The following is a 17836-nucleotide window of genomic DNA, read 5'->3' as shown; positions in this document are numbered from 1 at the left end:
TTTTATTTTTTTGGTACTAACAAAATCCCTAAACTAATAACAAAAAAACTGAGTATTTGCTGTATTGAAAGACCAAATAGAACTGAATTTTGTTCACTAATAAGTGAAATAATGATATGAGCAATTCCCTCGCAAATTAGAAAAAAGCTTATATTCTTTCCATTTCCTAATCTTTCATTTTTAATCCATAACGAGCCAATTATACCGAGTGCGAGTATAATCTCATACATGAAAATAGGATGATACAAAAATTTTGATTCATATATTTTCATCCCCCACGGCAGTGTCGTTTGTGCACCTACTTCTTGATGGAATATAAAATAAAAGATTATACTCACGCAAAATCCAAAAGGTAATGTATCAAGTAAAATCCGAAGAGAAAATTGCTCTTTTTTACTTTTCCAAACAATATATATACTCGCAATTACGCACCCTACTATAATATGCTGAATACTTCCTACAGCTAATAATGCTGGCATTGGCGCCCCAATGGCCCATACCGGATTTAAAATTGCCGGTGCGAATTTCCATACTAATACAATGATAAGAAAGCCATTCGTTACTGCATCCATCATTTTTTCATATTGAATATTTTGCTTTTTCATCCTTAGTTTCATTAGAGTAAATCCAAATAAACTTCCTATTATAAGAGAAACAGGTTGTAACCTCACCATCCACTCCATCACTATGAAATCCCCTCTTAATTCTCAATTATTTTCTTAAACTTCTCTTCTAATTGATCTGGAGGTAATACACCTCGTGCATGATCTACAATAATTCCATCTTTATTAACAAAAAATGTCGTTGGTAAAGAAAATACTTTATAATCTATTCCAGCTACTCCGTCCATATCTAATAGAACAGGAAATTTAAATCCGTGACGATCTGCAAATGCGCTCGCTTCTTGTACTGGATCCCCGATTGTTGCATTTACCGCAAAGATTTCAACATCCTCCTTATATTTATCATACAAATGAACTAGATCAGGAGCCTCCATTTCACATGGACCACACCATGATGCCCAAAAATTAATAACATATGGTTTTCCCTTTGCATCATTTAACGAATAAAGCTTCCCATCTAATCCTTTTAATGTTATGTTCGGCGCTTTAAATCCCACTTGTGGTAATACTTCCTTCTCTTGTAACTCCGCTTGTTTCGCTTTTCTTTCTTTTTCTTCTTTCTTAGTATTATAAAAGTTAACTCCTGCCCAAATTAGTGCCCCAGCTAGTATAATAGCAATTAGTTTCTTCACTTTTCTTCCTCCTCATTTCTAAAATCCCGTAAATCCGCCGAATAGACGAATAAAGAACGCTGTAATTTTCGTCATTTGATTTGTATATAATAAAACCCCTGTTAAAATCATCATTCCACCGCCGATTTTCATCATGACATTGGCATAAGTAACAATCCATTTTACCTTTCCAATAAAAAATGCCATCACGAAAAACGGAACTGCAAAGCCAAGAGTATATGCCGTAATATAAAGAAGCGCACTTTCAGGATTGGTCGCCCCGAGCATAAGCACTGCAGAAAATATCGGACCAACACACGGTGTCCATCCTGCTGCATATGTCATGCCGACCAAAACTGAGCGAATATATCCTGTCGATTTACTTCTATACTGCACTTTTTTCTCTGCCATAAGCCACTTAGGCTGAAACAATCCAGTCATAAATAACCCCATCAAAACAATAAAAATCCCACCAATTTGCTGAATCAATCTTTGATTAGATGAAAAAGTAATCCCAATCCAACTCACCGATAAACCTAACGCATAAAATATAACCGAGAAACCGATCATAAAAAATACTGTATGTATAATCGCTGACTTTTGCATAATCCCACGATTTTCTTTTAAATCTTGAATAGAGACACCTGTAATATACGATAAATAAGATGGATATAGCGGTAAAGAACATGGTGATATAAATGAAAGTATCCCAGCCCCTACTACTAGCCAAATTGTTAAATCCACCGCATTCATTTTATCCCTCCTAAACACACTACAATGCGTAGTGTTAATTATTAAAAAAAGAGGCTATATGCACTCTCCGACAATAAGTACAATCGACATACAAAATAGCCCTAACGTTACATATACTGAATTTGTATGTAATGGCATATTCAGCTTAACAACTTTCTCATTCAACACTTGCTCAATTCGTAAATTAATTGCGGTTTTCGCAAACGACGCTGTAATACATTGATTTTCCATCGTCTTTATTTTAATTAACTTTAATAATGCACTACCTAGCTCAAATGAAGATTTCATTTTTTGCATCGCATATTTATCTGCTGATAGCTCTTGATATACATGATAACGCTGCAACATCCCTTTTAATATAGGAATATACATCATTCCCTCAGCTAACAATGTAAAGAAAAATAACTTTAATGGATCTCGATTTTTTTGATGATATTCCTCATGTAATACAATCGCATCAATTTCTTCCTCAGAAAATGCCTGAAACATTCCTTCTGAAATGACAATTTTCGGTCGAAATAATCCAATTGTAAATGCCGTAATCTGTAACGTTGATAATACGTACACTTGCTTTCCTTTTCTAGTAATAGACACGAGATTTCTTTTCAATCTTTTACTATAAAAAAATTGTTTCCAAATTCTTTTACTCATAATGATTACAGTAAATAACAGTAATCCGGCTATCATTATACGAAGTATTGATAGTTCCCTCATATGTTTTTGTAATTCAAATAAACAAAATTGAGAAAGGAAAAATGCTTTATTTTGAAAAAGAAATGGGTATGTAACGTAGTATACTAACATGCTTAAAAAAAGCACACTAATAGTCATTGCTAACAAAACGATTTTACGCATTTTCCATTTCATTTTATCGGTCCTCTTTTTTTAGCCGACTTAATTTCTCTTCTAATTTTTTTATTAAAGATGGATCAGCTTGTTCTAACTCATCTATCATATGGTTCACAACAAGATCTCCAAATTCACCCATTAATTCCTGTGTCATTTTCTTCGTTTGATTAGATAAAAATTCTTCCTTCGTTTGTGTAGTACGATACATACCACTTCTTTTCACAATATGCTTTTCTAAATGTGCTTTCTCTACTAATCTGTTCATAACTGTCATTACAGTATTAAAATTCACCGGGGATTCTTCACTTAATTTCTGCTGCACATCTTTAATGGTAATACCCTCAGTAGCCCAAACAATTTCCATTATTTTCGCTTCAAGCGGTCCGAAAAAGTGATTTAACCCTTGCTCATTTAACTTGTAGTTTTGAGTAAACATCGTATGGCCCCTTTCACACTACAGATTGTAGTATAAAATATATAGAAGGTCAAACATAAATGATATTAACTGATACTTAAATGAATCCTAATCTCCACTAATTAGTTATCTGTACCACGTTCGATTCATTGTAAACCTAACTTCTCTCCAAATGTATCATAGAGATAATATTCTAATATTTGCACACTAAATTTCTCATTACGCCCAAGTGCAAATAATTCCCGATCTTTTGCTACGATAGTATCTAATGGAATCACCACATTATCCACTATTTTTGTAATTTCAATTACATTACTTTCTACGTTTACTTCTGTTTTAAATTCAATATTTTCTAATACTATATGTGAACGTCTTCCTGATGCAAAAAAAGTAAAGTTAGGATTTTTAAAAATTCCAATTTCACTCTCTAACGGATATAAATATTTATAAATTATATCTCTATGTCCATCTTTTATTATTTTTTCATCTTTTTCATCGTCTAAATATTCTTTCACCTTCGCTGCGAACTCAAATCGAAAATCCACTCTTTCACGCTCCCTCTTTTCAGTTTACGCTAATAAATATATCGATATAATTTTACCATATTATAGAATAAGTTCCTATAAAAAGTAAAAAACATTTTTGTAAAACTTCTGGTATTCCCCGTACTTTTTAATATAAATACTCTTTCAATATTCATTAGTACGTCGTTATATTCATTTAAACATATTGTTTCCATACTTTGAAACAATATTATCCAGTATTATATATCAATAAAGTGAAACTTTAATCAGTGGGGGTTTTGTTCATTCCCCACTGATTATTAGCCTTCACCAATCGGGCGTTTACGGGCAGCAGGGCTCCCACCTAACTGCTTTGCTCCAGTTGAATTTTGAGGCGGGAGTTTACTGCCCGCAAATAGCGGGATAAACTATCCACAGCTATCGACTCCTTATGCTATTTCAATATATTGTTCACTTTATTTCCCCTTATTCATTAAATCACAGAAGGAATGTAACTCCCCACTATCGAATTTTTACATAACAAATATTATTAGGTGGTGCTTTACTATGAAATTAGCTGTCATTGGTGGCGGTGATTTACAAGATCCAAATCACTTGCATATTAATGAACGACTTATAGAATTAACGAATAAACAATACCCAAAAGTATTATTCATTCCTACAGCTAGTCGTGATGATGAAGGATATATAAAGTTATTTTTAGAAACATTTGAAAAGCAATTACATTGTGAGGTTCAAATTTTACGCATTTCAACCGAAACACCTACTAAATATGAAATAGATGAGATGATTCATTCTGCCGATTTAATTTACCTTGGCGGTGGAAATTACGTTCACATGCTTGAACAATGGAAAGAACATAAACTAGATGAAAAGTTACTATTTGCTTTAAAACGTGGAACACTTATTGCAGGATATAGTGCCGGTGCTATGTGCTGGTTCACATCTAGCATTCGTTCAGATTATGAAGGTTCCGGTTATATAGAAAGTAGTGGCTGGGGTATTGTTAACAAAAGATTTTGCCCCCATTACAATCAATTAAATAGAATGAATGCCTTCCATACGTTTTTACAAACTCACCAAGGTAATATAGAAGGTATTGCATTAGAAGATAATTGCGCTTTATATATTACAGAAGGTTCATTTGAAATTATCGGTGAGCCAGATACAGCTTGGGAGTTTTATATGAATAATGGAGAACTCATTAGACAACATTTTGACATAACTTTAAAAAGTTATTTATAAGCATTCATAAAAAAATGTCCCTAAGTATAATGACTTAGGGACATTTTCATCTTTTAACTCACTAATCGTGTAATTCGTTTCTTCTGCCATGAAAGCTTATAATATGCATACTGTAATATTAAGCTGACGATGAATGCAGCTGGATACCCAATCCATATCCCTTCAATTCCAAGGCTCGTATGATAAGAAAGATAATACGCCACAGGTACTTCAACAAGCCAAATTGATACAACACTGATTACAGTTGGCCATAGTACAGTACCACTTGCTCGCATTGTCGCACTAATAATTTGTGCATGACCGAAAATTAAGTAGCTCCATAATGTAATCATGATTAGACTATGAGCAATGTCAATTGTATTTTGACTTGTTAAAAATAGTGCTAAAATATCTCTTGAGAACAAGTAAATAAGAGATATTAATACACCACCAATGATATAATTCATAATAATTCCGGCCTTAACAACTTTCTGCAATCGATCAAATTGGTTCGCACCAATTGATTGCGCTGCAAAAATTGATACTGTAATACCGAGGCTAACCGCTGGCATTTGTACATAACTTGCAACTTGGTTCACAACGCCATACGCCGCTGTTGCATCTGAACCGTACCGATTTACAAATGCGATTACCGCGATCTCTGATAATGAAACTAATATCATATTAATACTTGCTGGAATACCGAGGCGTAACAATAATTTTAATAACTCCCAGTCCATACGAAGATATTTTCTTACTGTCCCGTCTAATTGTAGTGGATGATTTTTCTTCTTTAAATACACTAGCATGACAATAAACGTAATAACTGTAGATATAACTGAAGCATAGGCTGCTCCGTAAACATCTAATTTCGGAGCTCCTAACCAGCCAAAAATAAGAATTGGTAATAAGATCATATTTAGCGCTGTACTTACGATTAAAAAGTAAAATGGCGTTTTAGAATCTCCTGTACCTCTCATAAATGTTGTGTATGCAAAATATAAAAATAATACTGGCATAGATATAAATAAAATTCTTGCATAATGCACACTTATTTCAATAATGTTTTCTGGCGTTCCCATAAGGCGCATAATATCCATCGCAAAAATACTACCTAGTATCGCCAACACGACTCCGATAATAAAAGTAAACGTAAGCGTCGTACCAACGATAGCTTTTAAGCGCTCCTCATTTTTAGCACCAAATGCCTGACCAATTAAAATTGAACTACCAGAACCAATTCCAATTACAAATGAAACGAGTAGGAAAAATAACGGGAAAAATGCCGATATAGCTGCTAGATCATTTACGCCAAGCCATCTTCCTACTACTACCATTCCAAATAACTGTCCAACTGATTGTAATACATTACTTAAAAGTAACGGCACTAAAAACATGGACATCGATTTCCATATCGGCTTATGTTCTGTTTCTGACTTCTGTGACTCTACACCTTCTTTATTGTTATCTGTAGGTGGTTTCAAATTTCATTTCTCCTTTTACTAAAAATCTGTTTTTCAACTTCTATCTCTTTGTATAGTTGTTATAACGATGTGCTTCCATTCATTTTCTTTTCCGTATTATTATAACTTCACCCAATATTGGCTTCCATCAGCTGTTCTATCTAAAAAACCATATTCGATTAAATATCTTCTCAAAGTTACAAAATCCGGATATATATTTTCTAAAACTGTATTTACTTCTTTTTCAGTATACTTTTTATTACTATCGAATTTCTTCACTAAATGACGTAATATAATTAATTTACGCTTTTGCTTTTTCGGAAATTTAGAAAGCGGTCCATCCAAACCTTCTGTAAAATGCGCTGTTAAAACTTCAGCATTTTCTTCCTCTGTAATATTGTATCGATCATCCACCATCGTAGCTGTTCTATGAATCGGTACAAATTTAGTTTGAACTTTTGATTTTTCTTCTGACAATTCCATTAACGCTAAAAATACTTTCGCTTGCTTCATTTTCTCGCGCAATGTAAATCGATGATTGCGAATCGTCGATGTGCTCCCGCCATCCATTTCTTTTACAATCTCTTTATCGTTAAGTCCCATATGGAAAAACTGAACCATTTTCTTTTGCAAATCAGTTAAGCCTGTAAACTTTTTATCAAGATTTAATAAATATTCAAACATAGATGTATGCTCATTTTGAATATGCAACTGTACAAACTTCTCTGCTTCATACAAAACTTGATTTTCTTGATAAATAACCCCTTTAATAAACGTTTCTCCACAAGCTAAACAAACGTACTCCTCTGCTTCCTTGTCAAATACATACCCTTTCTTCAATTCCTCTATCGACGCATCCCAAAACTTCTCTGAAATATCACTCATACTAAACACTCCTTTAAAAGGTTTACTTAAAAACAAACAAATTACAATAACGTTTATTACCACTTCACCATCTTAGCATAACACAAACAAACATTTCAACATTCCGTTTACCCATTTTATAAACTTTCACAAAAAAATCTATTAAATAAATTAAAAAAGAACTTAAAACAACGAAAAGCGAATGTATTTAATAAATGAATTACTATAGGATGTGAAACAAAACATGACTATTCTGCACGACCCTTGGTTTACTGTTAAACAAATCGCTCGAAATACATATGCGATTAGTGAATATGGGCATTGGGAGAAAGTACATTCCTTTCTACTTATAGGCGATACTACCGCACTTCTTATTGATACTGGACTAGGTATCGATAATATAAAGCGTATAACTGACAAACTTACCAATTATCGTTGTCACAACACACGTTCATTGGGATCATATCGGTAGTCACGCACAATATGAAAAACTCTATGTACATGCTTTAGAAGAAGATTGGCTCATTAACGGTATAAAAGGGCTTCCTATCTCTCAAATCCGGAAAGACATCGCTCGTGATATTACTTTACCTACCCCTAAAACATTTCAACCTGAAACATTCAAACCATTTCAAGAAACACCAACAAAATTACTAAAAGATGGAGATATTATTGATATCGGAAATAGGAAAGCTCAAATTATACATACTCCAGGTCACTCACCAGGGCATATTTGCATATACGATTATGAAACTGCGTTTTTATTTACAGGAGATTTACTTTATGAAGGCATGATTTTTGCATTTTATCCGTCGACAAACCCTGTAGACTTAGTTCAGTCTCTAAACAAAATTACAAACTTCTCTCCTATTAAACAAATTTACGGTTCACATCATACACTTGGTCTTTCTCCTACTATATTGAAAGAAGTAAAATACGCTATTCAATATTTAAGTGATAACAACCTCGTTCAACATGGAACCGGCATTCACTCATTCCAAAACTTCAGCATTCAATTTTAACTACAAAAAAGGTGTTTCCACATATAGAAACACCTTTTTACCTTTTATATATTTTATAAACAATTTCCACTAAAACTTTACTCGCTTGTACAAGTACATGTTTTCGCTTTCCATCCTCAACGAATCTATTTGAGCAGCCACTCATAATCATCATACAACTAATTATGACTAGCACTACACTTCTATTCTTGTTAGTCACTTTATGCCACTCCACTACTAAAAACTTCATTTAAATTTATCCTATCAAAAAATTTTACACGAATAATAAACCGAAAGAATATGCAATTCTGCATATTCTCACGTTTTATTACGATGTTATGATTTAATTTAGTTAATGAACACGTATAACGAGGTGACTAACTTGAAGTTTAAAGCGAAAAAAAATCCATTTCATGTCATTTTCATTACATTATTTATAATTATTTTTTTCATTTCGCTATTCTTCCAAAATGAAAATTCTATTTTTTTCACTCTTATGATGCTGTTAAATATCGTGAATCTCTCTTCATTCTATTTCTCTCACTACAACATAACGGAATCTTCTCTTATTGTAAAACACGGTTTCATATTACGTACTGAAATTCCATTTGAAAATATCCGTCACATTAAATACTCTGGCAAAACACTCCGTTCAGAAAAATGGACTAGGCAGCAATTAGAAATTGATTATAATTTATTTGACTCTGTGACAACTTTCGTACCACAAGAAGAAGAAAAATTCATTTCACTCTTAAAAGAGAACTGCCCACATATGAAAGTAATGAATCGAACACCCCACTAATATTAATAGTGAGGTAACGTTATATTAAAGCCTCTTCAATACATTTACTTATTTTTATCATAATGTCCATACCCCTACCTTTCTCTTACATACATTGTTAATAATGATGAAAGGAGGAACCGCAATGGAGAATACAAATAGCAAACCCTTTGTAAACATTGAGCAAGGTGTATTTACCTCTCAAAAACTTCAAGTAGCTATGGATCAAGCTTTTCGAGTTCCTGTATTTTTAAGTACTGTAAATACACTTAATCAAATACAACAGCAATTTTTAGACAGACTCATTTTTGAACTGGAGCAAGCTCTTCTTTTTCCTCGCACAATTCCACGAAGCGATCAATATCCTGAATCACCTTTAACAAGCATAAGAAGAATGATTTTATCAAGTTATGGCCTCGTGGCTGTAGATTTTCAGCGTTTTTTTGTACAAGGCGTGAAAACAAATGTGGGTCCATTTTTACCAGACACACCATTTTGGGAAGGGACTCCTTTTTCTCAAATCGAGCCAGCTATGGGGTACCAATACGGACTCCCCCTCCTACTAATTCGTGAAACGGGAACCGATGTAAGTAGAGGGATTTGGCAAATAGGAAATGCACCATTCTTAATTTTAGACTGGAATTCCGACACACAATCTATAGATTCATTTTTTAGTAGTGTTTCATGGAGACAATTTTTTGCGAATTGGACTGGTCATGTAAGAAATGGATATTATCTACAAACAGAACCTGCGTTTAAATATTAATTGCTTACTCTGGCTAACTCAATTCTAAGTTAGCCTATTTTTATTCCATAAAGGTAGCTCTATCTTTCTATTACAAACGATACGAACATACACTATTTCTAAAAAGTGGATCACTGCCCTTTGAGTGCAGTTAATTTCTCACAAAGAATTAAAAATGAATATCAAAAAAAGCCAAGATTCTAAACAAAGAACCTTGGCTTTTTCTATTATTCTTTCGGAGCAATCATTTTTTTCGGATCTACAATCTCATCAAATTGCTCTTCTGTTAGTAGTCCAGATTGCAATGCTGCTTCTTTTAAAGTTAACCCTTCTTTATGGGCATGCTTCGCAATTTTCGCGGCATTTTCATACCCGATATGTGGGTTTAGCGCTGTTACAAGCATTAATGAACGATTTACATTTTCATTAATTACTTCTTCATCTGCTTCAATACCAACTGCACATTTATCATTAAACGAAACGGTTGCATCAGCTAATAAGTGAGCAGATTGCAGGAAGTTGTAAGCAATAACTGGTTTGAATACGTTTAGCTCAAAATTACCTTGGCTCGCAGCAAATCCGATTGTTGTGTCATTCCCCATAACTTGTGCTACAACCATTGTTAGCGCTTCGCTTTGCGTTGGATTTACTTTCCCTGGCATAATAGAGCTTCCTGGTTCATTTGCAGGAATAATAATTTCTCCAAGACCACTTCGTGGACCACTTGCAAGCCAGCGCACATCGTTAGCTATCTTCATTAAATCTGCAGCTAATGCTTTTAATGCTCCGTGTGCAAATACAACTTCATCATGGCTCGTTAACGCATGGAATTTATTTGGTGCAGAAACAAATTGTTTACCTGTAAACAGACTAATTTCTTCTGCTACCATCTCACCAAATTTAGGGTGCGCATTAATTCCAGTTCCAACCGCAGTACCACCAATTGCTAATTCTTTCATATATGTATTGCTATCTGCAATCATACGCTCTGTTTTTTCAAGCATACGGTGCCATCCGCTAATTTCTTGTCCTAACGTTAAAGGTGTTGCATCTTGTAAATGCGTACGACCGATTTTAATAATATGTTCAAATGCAGTTACTTTTTCTGCTAATGTTTCTTTTAATTTCGTAATAGCTGGCAATACATGATTTTCTACCGCAATTACACACGCTACATGAAGTGCTGTTGGGAACGTATCATTTGAACTTTGAGACATGTTCACGTCATCATTCGGATGAATATGTACGTCAGATCCCTTTTCTTTCAAAATTTGATTACCGCGGTTTGCAATTACTTCATTTACATTCATATTCGATTGTGTACCACTACCGGTTTGCCATACGACAAGTGGAAAATGTTCATTCCATTTTTCTGCGATAACTTCATCAGCAGCTTCCACAATTGCTTGCGTCTTCTCTTCTGATAGCTTTCCTAATTTTTGATTACTAAGCGCTGCACTCTTCTTTAAAATCGCAAATGCTTTTACAATTTCAAGCGGCATATGCTCTGTTCCAATCGGGAAGTTTTCTTTACTACGTTGTGTTTGTGCTGCCCATAATTTATCAGCTGGAACTTTCATTTCTCCTAATGTATCTCTTTCAATTCTGTACTCCATTTTTTCATCCCCTTGAAAATATAATACCTACATCTCTTATATTAACAGACTTTTAATCAAATGATAAGAATTCTCACTCGTATATACAAATATTCAATATTTTTTTCATAAATTCCTCTTGACCTAAACTTAGGTTTAGGCTGTATCCTTTCCATTGTAACCTACTATAACGACACTGGAGGAATTCAAAATGAAAAAATATGCTTTCATAACAGGTGCGAATAAAGGGATCGGATATGAATTGGTTCGTCAATTAGCAGAAAAAGACTATCACGTATTTTTAGGTGCTCGTAATAAACAACTTGGACAACAAGCCGTAGAATCTTTAAATGTTTCAAACGTTTCCTATACTCAAGTAGACATTTCTAGTGCTCAATCCATTCAAGAAGCAATCAAAAAAATCCATGAAACGACTGACCACTTAGATTTATTAATCAATAATGCAGGCATAGCACTCGACTTCCATACGCTACCTAGTGAATTAAATATTGAAACTTTACGCCAAGGATTTGAAGTTAACTTTTTTGGAACATTCCAAATGGTGCAAGCCTTTTTACCATTATTAAAGAAATCAAGCAACAGTAAAATTATAAATGTAACAACTGACATGGCCTCACTAACAATGTTTGCTAGCGGTGAAACACACCCAATTAATACATTAGGATACAATTCTTCAAAAACAGCTATTAATGCTTTAACATTAGCATTTAGCAAAGAATTTGGTACTAACGGTCCAGCAATTTTCGGAGTAACCCCTGGTTTTACAACTACTGACCTAAATGGAAATTCCCCAGGTGGCCATACGACCAATGAAAGTGCTAAAATTATTATTAAATATGCATTAAGTGAAACAAACTATAATGGTAAAATACTAAATAAAGACGGCATTATACCTTGGTAATAAAGGGATGAATGATATGTATTATACAATTGGGCAAGTCGCCAAAATGCACCACTTAACTATTTCTCAAATACGTTATTACGATAAACAAGGACTGTTCCCTTTTCTTAAAAGAAATGAAAAAGGAGATCGCGTTTTTGATGAAGAAGCATTGAAATATTTAGAGATGATTTTATGTTTAAAAAACACCAGTATGCCAATTCAAAAAATAAAAAAATTTATCGACTGGTCTATGGTGGGGGAATCTACCATCCTTCAACGGTTGGAATTAATGAAACAACAGGAGACCAATGTCTTACAGCTCATTCAAGACACTGAAAAAAACTTAAAAAAGATACAACAAAAAATTGCTAAATATGAGGACGAAATAACTTCTTCAACTCCTATTATAAAATAAAAAATCACCTTCTACATATTGTAGAAGGTGATTTTTTATTTTATGATGCTTGCTTTCCTTTATCCGCATCATCTACATACCAAATGAACTTGCCTGTATATCCATAAATAACTGCTAAAATGAGTGATACGAAGCTTAGCCACATAAATGGAACGTATGATAATGTTGATACACCTAAAATACCAGCCATAAAAATACCATTATCAGACCATGGAACCATACCAGAAGTCAAAGTTCCACCTACTTCTGAGTTACGTGCTAATACGCGGCGATCTATTTTTAATTTATCATAGCTTTCTTCCATAATTTTTGGTGTTAAAATAAGTGATACGTACATCGCACAACCAAATATGTTAGCTAAAAACGCAACGATTAATGTAGACAATGTTACATTACCTGCAGAATTTAATTTCTTCTCAAATTTCGATACGATTACCTTTAGAACACCTAACTTTTCAAGTAATCCACCAAAACCTAAGCCGAAAATAATAACGGCTACTGAACCAAGCATACCATTAATTCCACCACGGTTTAATAACTTATCGACAAACTCGACACCAGATTGAATTGAGAATCCGTTATATGCTGTTCCAATTGCCTCTCCAAAGTGCATTCCTTGGAAAAGTGTTGCCCAAATTGCACCAATTAAAGCTCCCATAGCAATTGTTGGCATAGATGGTTTCTTCATCGCCAATAGCACAATAACGATTACCGCTGGAACAAGCATCCATATTTTAATATCAAAGTGCTTTAATAAAGATTCTTTTAAAAACTCAACTCTATTTAAATCTACATTATCCCCGCCATACATCCATCCAGCAACAGTAAACATAATGCTGGTAATAATATAAGCTGGAACGTCTAATACGAGCATAGCTCGAACGTGAGCAATAACATCTACTTTCGCCATAGAAGCTGCAAGAACTGTACTATCAGAAAGTGGTGATAATTTGTCTCCGAAATAAGCTCCTGAAAGGACTGCACCCGCAACAAGCGGAAGTGGTAATCCAAGCCCTTCACCTATCGCCATCATAGCAATACCTGCAGTTCCAACTGTTCCCCATGATGTTCCTGTCGCGATAGAAGTGATTGAACAAATAATTAAAGTTGCCAATAAGAATATGCTAGGGTGAATGAATTCTAATCCATAATAAATTAATGTAGGTACAACCCCACCAGCAATCCACGTTCCAATTAAAGCCCCAACTGCAACTAAAATAAGAATTGCTTCTAATCCATTAGAAATCCCTTTCGTAATTGCATCTTGCAATTCTTGATAACGAAATCCTAATCTTAATCCAAGCGCAATAACTAAAAACCATGAAATAAATAGCGCTAATTGAATTGGGAGATCAAAAATCGTTTGGAAGGAAAAGACGACAGCAAGAAATAGGCATAAAAGAATAATAATTTCTAGCATCGATGGTAATCTTACACTTTTCATTTTTTTCTCTCCTTACAAGTCGATAACATGATGTATGTAGTCTTACGTGTATGTAGTATACAATTAGCGAAGACAAAACAAAATTTTCATATTATTTCGATTTATTTTTTCAGTATAATATATTCACAACCCTTTCTATTGTAAAAGTAGATTGCGCTTTTCGCAATGAAAAATATAAAAAATGTTGTATTTTTATTTATTTAGATAAAAACACCTAATGAAATAAAACTTTAATCAATGAGGGTTTTATCCATCCCCACTAATTATTAACTCATAATAACCTTTTTAATATTTGCCTCAACAAAACTTTTTACTACCGCTTTCACCTCATATGTAATAATATATTTCCACATAAAAAAAGAGCACACATCATTTAATCGATGCATGCCCCTCTTTTATTTATACATATTTTGTATCTCTTCTTTATTTTTAAGTATTTCCGAAAACTTATCGCTACAACCTTTCGGAAATAAAACTCCAAGTCCATATGAATGCCCAAACTGAAAATGAGGGTATTTCACCTTGACCTCATCCCAAAACTTATACACACCGAAATCACCGTTTTTAACTTCAATATCATGAAATAATACAATACCGTTTTTCGCAACTTTAGGTAACCATGTTTTATAATCATGAGAAACAGCTTCATACGTATGATAGCCATCAATATGCAAAAGATTTATCGTTTCATCTTGAAACTCATCCAGAGCATCATCAAAAGTAGACCGAATTAAATTCCCTATATTCAGGTAGTTATCCCTCACCACTTTTTCTACTATTTGAAAAACCCCTTCTCCATATGGACCTGTATGCCCATCTCCAGCCCAAGTATCTACAGCAAAACATTTTGTGGCTAACCCACCATCTTTTACCCCCTGGCAAAAACTAAAAAAGGAAGCACCTAAATGCGTACCTAACTCAACTAAAGTTGCTGGTTCTTCAAATCTTACTAAATCATATGCGAAATCTAAATGCCCACTCCACGCAGATTGTGACCGAATAATAGGACTAAATTTTTCAAATTCAAACGATGGTTTATGAGTAACCCAGTTCATCGCGTATCTCCTTATACACATATTTTTAACAAACCAAATTACTCTTATCTTTATTTTTTTGGCGTCGCAATTATGATTATATTTCATAAAAAGATGAAGAATTAACCCATTCTTATTGGGGTAAAGCATCATATACATATGGATTTGCTGGCTTCTTAATCTTCTCTACTTTACTTATTTTCACAAGTGGAAATAGCATTCCTTAGAACCAGAAGCATTGAAAAACTTAGATGAACGATATGGAGATCAAATAACTGAACTTGTATTTATCGGCATCGATATGAATCGTTCTATTAACAGAAAAAGAAATGAACCAAAACTGGAATACATTTGTTGATCCTATTCCCGCTTTTACTTACACTTCATAACAAAAAATAAAAAGGCTTCCGTAGCATGAAGCCTTTTTCACTTTGTAGTACTCTTATTTAATCGACTTGCTTTAATAAGAAACACAATTGTACCTAAAACAATTAAGATAGCATATACGATACCAACTACATCACCTATTTTTTCTAAGCCAAACGGTAATAGTATAGTAGCAACTCCGACTATATAGGAAAACACACCTGAAAGCTTCGCTAATTTATTTTTATCTCCAACAAACGTTTCTTCCTGATAGCCTGCCAACAAAAACAATCTCTTTTTCACATGTATTTGATAGCCTAAAAAAATGATAAGTAATCCAACAAATAAACAAACCAAAAATCCTGCTAGCATTTTAATACCACCCTCTCTACAATATTTTACCACGCACAAAAAAATTTTCGTCTTCACCATAAATATTTTTCATCTAATTAGAAATTTCAGTTTATTACTATTCCTTTTTGTGATATATTGCATATTGTATCCAATATATATTTTGGAAAGGAGGACTATATGTCTTATGGATCCAAATCGATTAAAAGGAATTATAATGGTCATAATCGGTGCTTGTTTATGGGGCTTATCCGGAACAGCTGCGCAACAACTATTTCAATATGAAAATGTTTCTACTGAATGGTTAGTTACAATCCGTTTACTTATATCCGGTGCTATTTTGCTCATTATGTCATCATTCGGAGCGAACAAAAAAGAAATATGTGGAATTTGGAAACAAAAGTCTGATGCAAATAAGATAATTTTGTTCGGTCTTTTAGGCATGCTTGCTGTACAGTACACGTACTTCGCTTCTATTAAAGAAGGAAACGCTGCTGTTGCAACTTTGTTACAATATTTAGCCCCTATATTTATCACTATATACTTACTGTTCAAATGGAACTTCCGTCCATCAAAAATTGATTTTATTTCAATTGCACTCTCATTAGTAGGGACTTTTCTCTTACTAACAAACGGGTCTGTTCAAAACTTAGCTGTTTCCACACCAGCTATCATTTGGGGCATTTTATCTGGATTATCACTCGCATTTTATAGTTTGTATTCAAAAGAATTGTTAGAAAGATGGTCTTCATCTGTTATCGTTGGATGGGGAATGATTATTGGGGGTATTGGTGTAACGATTTTACACTTTATTTCTACAAACGAATTCATTTTATTATCAACTATGAAATATGTAAAACTAAGTACCCTCCCGCTCATTACATTTGTCGTCATTTTCGGGACACTCATCGCATTTTATTTATACTTAGATAGCATAAGATACCTTACGCCTAAAGAAACAACATTATTTGGCTGTACAGAACCACTCGCAGCTATTATTTCTTCCGTACTTATTTTGCACGTACCGTTTCAATCTTTTCAATTATTAGGTGCTTTTTGTGTCATTGTAATGGTGCTCATATTAGGCCAAAAACCAGATGAAGAAAAACCAAAATTAAAGCTTGTTAATACGAAAAAGAAACATATACAATGAAAGGATTGAATTCACTATGCCTGTCCCTCAAAATTATAAAAAACCAGGAAGAGTTTCAGCAAAGTCACTCGTTTTAAATCAACTGCAAGATTGGATTATAGAAGGTGTTTTACGACCTGATGAAAAAATAAATGATGGGGAATTGGCAGAAGCACTAGGAGTAAGCAGAACACCTGTTAGAGAAGCTTTACAAATTTTAGAGCTTTCTGGATTAGTTGAAATGGTACCTGGGCAAAAAACGAAAATCGCGCCTATTAAGTTAGACGACGTATCTATCATTTATGAGACGATAGCTGGTCTTCACTCAATTATAGGAAAGCAAGCACTTCAAAAAGTTACAGACGCTGATATTAAACTACTTTCCGAGATAAATGATGCTTTTCAACAATCTATACATGAAAAAGATTCAAAAAAAGCTTTAGAACTAGATATACGATTTCACAATACAATTACTTCTATTGCTAAAAACCGATATATTGAACCTTTTCTAGAAAATATGCAACTTCACATTTTACGCCTTGAATATTTATTTTTCCAAAACTTCGTACCTGCAAGTCAATCTATTAAAGAACATCACTCTATAATTCAAGCACTACAAAAGCAGGATGAAAAACGAATGGAACAAATGATGTCTCAAAACTGGCTCCGTCCAATGAAAGAAATACAAAAAATAATTTCTATGAAATAATAAAGCTGGTTACACAAAAGTGTAACCAGCTCC

The 17836-nt window shown here is 33.7% G+C and carries 20 protein-coding genes and 2 pseudogenes; 8 read left to right on the top strand and 14 right to left on the bottom strand.

Annotated features, from left to right (window positions below):
• Window positions 1–2 precede the first annotated feature (2 nt).
• The 6 genes from ABH959_RS01800 to ABH959_RS01775 form a co-directional block, all read right to left on the bottom strand.
• The gene (locus ABH959_RS01800; protein WP_002086390.1) at window positions 3–686 is read right to left on the bottom strand and encodes a prolipoprotein diacylglyceryl transferase family protein; all 684 of its coding nucleotides are present in this window, start codon (window positions 684–686) and stop codon (window positions 3–5) included.
• Window positions 687–700: 14 nt separating this feature from the next.
• Complete coding sequence (locus ABH959_RS01795; protein ID WP_404492209.1) at window positions 701–1255, bottom strand: TlpA family protein disulfide reductase; 555 nt, start codon at window positions 1253–1255, stop codon at window positions 701–703.
• Window positions 1256–1273: 18 nt separating this feature from the next.
• On the bottom strand, window positions 1274–1987 hold the full coding sequence (gene ccdA, locus ABH959_RS01790) for a cytochrome c-type biogenesis protein CcdA (RefSeq protein WP_404492208.1): 714 nt from the start codon (window positions 1985–1987) through the stop codon (window positions 1274–1276).
• 54 nt (window positions 1988–2041) lie between these two features.
• On the bottom strand, window positions 2042–2854 hold the full coding sequence (locus ABH959_RS01785) for a M56 family metallopeptidase (RefSeq protein WP_404492207.1): 813 nt from the start codon (window positions 2852–2854) through the stop codon (window positions 2042–2044).
• Between the two features lies 1 nt (window position 2855).
• Window positions 2856–3272, bottom strand: a complete 417-nt coding sequence (locus tag ABH959_RS01780) for a BlaI/MecI/CopY family transcriptional regulator (RefSeq protein ID WP_002135483.1) — start codon at window positions 3270–3272, stop codon at window positions 2856–2858.
• A gap of 125 nt (window positions 3273–3397) precedes the next feature.
• Complete coding sequence (locus ABH959_RS01775; RefSeq protein ID WP_002012266.1) at window positions 3398–3796, bottom strand: DUF3942 family protein; 399 nt, start codon at window positions 3794–3796, stop codon at window positions 3398–3400.
• A 525-nt stretch (window positions 3797–4321) separates the two neighbouring features.
• On the opposite strand from ABH959_RS01775, the gene ABH959_RS01770 reads away from it, so the two are divergent.
• Window positions 4322–5020, top strand: a complete 699-nt coding sequence (locus ABH959_RS01770; RefSeq protein ID WP_002064712.1) for a peptidase E — start codon at window positions 4322–4324, stop codon at window positions 5018–5020.
• Between the two features lie 53 nt (window positions 5021–5073).
• On the opposite strand, the gene ABH959_RS01765 is transcribed toward ABH959_RS01770, so the two are convergent.
• Both ABH959_RS01765 and ABH959_RS01760 read right to left on the bottom strand, forming a co-directional pair.
• Window positions 5074–6483, bottom strand: coding sequence for an MATE family efflux transporter (locus ABH959_RS01765; protein ID WP_002135482.1), 1410 nt, complete (start codon window positions 6481–6483; stop codon window positions 5074–5076).
• Between the two features lie 99 nt (window positions 6484–6582).
• The gene (locus tag ABH959_RS01760; RefSeq protein ID WP_113938067.1) at window positions 6583–7347 is read right to left on the bottom strand and encodes a DUF2087 domain-containing protein; all 765 of its coding nucleotides are present in this window, start codon (window positions 7345–7347) and stop codon (window positions 6583–6585) included.
• A 223-nt stretch (window positions 7348–7570) separates the two neighbouring features.
• Here ABH959_RS01760 and ABH959_RS01755 point away from each other — a divergent pair.
• Window positions 7571–8348, top strand: a pseudogene (locus ABH959_RS01755) (MBL fold metallo-hydrolase).
• A 37-nt stretch (window positions 8349–8385) separates the two neighbouring features.
• Here ABH959_RS01755 and ABH959_RS01750 read toward each other — a convergent pair.
• The gene (locus ABH959_RS01750; RefSeq protein ID WP_113938066.1) at window positions 8386–8577 is read right to left on the bottom strand and encodes a hypothetical protein; all 192 of its coding nucleotides are present in this window, start codon (window positions 8575–8577) and stop codon (window positions 8386–8388) included.
• A 132-nt stretch (window positions 8578–8709) separates the two neighbouring features.
• On the opposite strand from ABH959_RS01750, the gene ABH959_RS01745 reads away from it, so the two are divergent.
• On the top strand, window positions 8710–9129 hold the full coding sequence (locus ABH959_RS01745) for a PH domain-containing protein (protein ID WP_113938065.1): 420 nt from the start codon (window positions 8710–8712) through the stop codon (window positions 9127–9129).
• A 124-nt stretch (window positions 9130–9253) separates the two neighbouring features.
• Window positions 9254–9874, top strand: coding sequence for a hypothetical protein (locus ABH959_RS01740; RefSeq protein WP_404492206.1), 621 nt, complete (start codon window positions 9254–9256; stop codon window positions 9872–9874).
• 206 nt (window positions 9875–10080) lie between these two features.
• On the opposite strand, the gene fumC is transcribed toward ABH959_RS01740, so the two are convergent.
• Window positions 10081–11469, bottom strand: a complete 1389-nt coding sequence (gene fumC, locus ABH959_RS01735) for a class II fumarate hydratase (RefSeq protein WP_002035171.1) — start codon at window positions 11467–11469, stop codon at window positions 10081–10083.
• Window positions 11470–11659: 190 nt separating this feature from the next.
• Here fumC and ABH959_RS01730 point away from each other — a divergent pair, with 190 nt between their 5' ends.
• Together ABH959_RS01730 and ABH959_RS01725 are read left to right on the top strand one after the other, a co-directional pair.
• Window positions 11660–12370: an SDR family NAD(P)-dependent oxidoreductase gene (locus tag ABH959_RS01730; protein ID WP_113938063.1), complete on the top strand. Its 711-nt coding sequence runs from the start codon at window positions 11660–11662 to the stop codon at window positions 12368–12370.
• Window positions 12371–12377: 7 nt separating this feature from the next.
• Window positions 12378–12767: a MerR family transcriptional regulator gene (locus tag ABH959_RS01725; protein ID WP_080019756.1), complete on the top strand. Its 390-nt coding sequence runs from the start codon at window positions 12378–12380 to the stop codon at window positions 12765–12767.
• Window positions 12768–12807: 40 nt separating this feature from the next.
• On the opposite strand, the gene nhaC is transcribed toward ABH959_RS01725, so the two are convergent.
• The 4 genes and pseudogenes from nhaC to ABH959_RS01700 form a co-directional block, all read right to left on the bottom strand.
• Entirely contained in the window at window positions 12808–14211 is a 1404-nt protein-coding gene (gene nhaC, locus ABH959_RS01720) for a Na+/H+ antiporter NhaC (protein WP_002086402.1), read from the bottom strand.
• 395 nt (window positions 14212–14606) lie between these two features.
• The gene (locus tag ABH959_RS01715) at window positions 14607–15266 is read right to left on the bottom strand and encodes a class I SAM-dependent methyltransferase (RefSeq protein ID WP_002168696.1); all 660 of its coding nucleotides are present in this window, start codon (window positions 15264–15266) and stop codon (window positions 14607–14609) included.
• Window positions 15267–15378: 112 nt separating this feature from the next.
• Window positions 15379–15468, bottom strand: a pseudogene (locus tag ABH959_RS01710) (TIGR03943 family putative permease subunit); the annotation flags it as partial.
• A 203-nt stretch (window positions 15469–15671) separates the two neighbouring features.
• Window positions 15672–15983: a DUF3784 domain-containing protein gene (locus tag ABH959_RS01700; RefSeq protein WP_113938062.1), complete on the bottom strand. Its 312-nt coding sequence runs from the start codon at window positions 15981–15983 to the stop codon at window positions 15672–15674.
• A 166-nt stretch (window positions 15984–16149) separates the two neighbouring features.
• Between ABH959_RS01700 and ABH959_RS01695 the strand changes: the two genes are divergently transcribed.
• Window positions 16150–17115 carry a DMT family transporter gene (locus tag ABH959_RS01695; RefSeq protein ID WP_404492205.1) on the top strand — a complete coding sequence of 322 codons (966 nt, stop codon included), beginning with the start codon at window positions 16150–16152 and terminating at the stop codon, window positions 17113–17115.
• A 16-nt stretch (window positions 17116–17131) separates the two neighbouring features.
• Complete coding sequence (locus ABH959_RS01690; protein ID WP_002030983.1) at window positions 17132–17803, top strand: GntR family transcriptional regulator; 672 nt, start codon at window positions 17132–17134, stop codon at window positions 17801–17803.
• The last annotated feature ends 33 nt before the right edge of the window (window positions 17804–17836 follow it).

It is taken from the genome of Bacillus sp. RC51 (assembly GCF_044908115.1).
GTDB lineage: Bacteria > Bacillota > Bacilli > Bacillales > Bacillaceae_G > Bacillus_A > Bacillus_A mycoides.
This window is presented reverse-complemented; position numbering and strand designations above follow the sequence as displayed.

Bases quoted from the DNA above. Each gene is read 5' to 3' on its own strand.
- ccdA (WP_404492208.1), bottom strand. From the start codon at position 1,987: ATGAATGCGGTGGATTTAACAATTTGGCTAGTAGTAGGGGCTGGGATA.
- ABH959_RS01785 (WP_404492207.1), bottom strand. From the start codon at position 2,854: ATGAAATGGAAAATGCGTAAAATCGTTTTGTTAGCAATGACTATTAGT.
- ABH959_RS01780 (WP_002135483.1), bottom strand. From the start codon at position 3,272: ATGTTTACTCAAAACTACAAGTTAAATGAGCAAGGGTTAAATCACTTT.
- ABH959_RS01770 (WP_002064712.1), top strand. From the start codon at position 4,322: ATGAAATTAGCTGTCATTGGTGGCGGTGATTTACAAGATCCAAATCAC.
- ABH959_RS01760 (WP_113938067.1), bottom strand. From the start codon at position 7,347: ATGAGTGATATTTCAGAGAAGTTTTGGGATGCGTCGATAGAGGAATTG.
- ABH959_RS01750 (WP_113938066.1), bottom strand. From the start codon at position 8,577: ATGAAGTTTTTAGTAGTGGAGTGGCATAAAGTGACTAACAAGAATAGA.
- ABH959_RS01740 (WP_404492206.1), top strand. From the start codon at position 9,254: ATGGAGAATACAAATAGCAAACCCTTTGTAAACATTGAGCAAGGTGTA.
- fumC (WP_002035171.1), bottom strand. From the start codon at position 11,469: ATGGAGTACAGAATTGAAAGAGATACATTAGGAGAAATGAAAGTTCCA.
- ABH959_RS01730 (WP_113938063.1), top strand. From the start codon at position 11,660: ATGAAAAAATATGCTTTCATAACAGGTGCGAATAAAGGGATCGGATAT.
- ABH959_RS01725 (WP_080019756.1), top strand. From the start codon at position 12,378: ATGAATGATATGTATTATACAATTGGGCAAGTCGCCAAAATGCACCAC.
- nhaC (WP_002086402.1), bottom strand. From the start codon at position 14,211: ATGAAAAGTGTAAGATTACCATCGATGCTAGAAATTATTATTCTTTTA.
- ABH959_RS01715 (WP_002168696.1), bottom strand. From the start codon at position 15,266: ATGAACTGGGTTACTCATAAACCATCGTTTGAATTTGAAAAATTTAGT.
- ABH959_RS01700 (WP_113938062.1), bottom strand. From the start codon at position 15,983: ATGCTAGCAGGATTTTTGGTTTGTTTATTTGTTGGATTACTTATCATT.
- ABH959_RS01695 (WP_404492205.1), top strand. From the start codon at position 16,150: ATGGATCCAAATCGATTAAAAGGAATTATAATGGTCATAATCGGTGCT.
- ABH959_RS01690 (WP_002030983.1), top strand. From the start codon at position 17,132: ATGCCTGTCCCTCAAAATTATAAAAAACCAGGAAGAGTTTCAGCAAAG.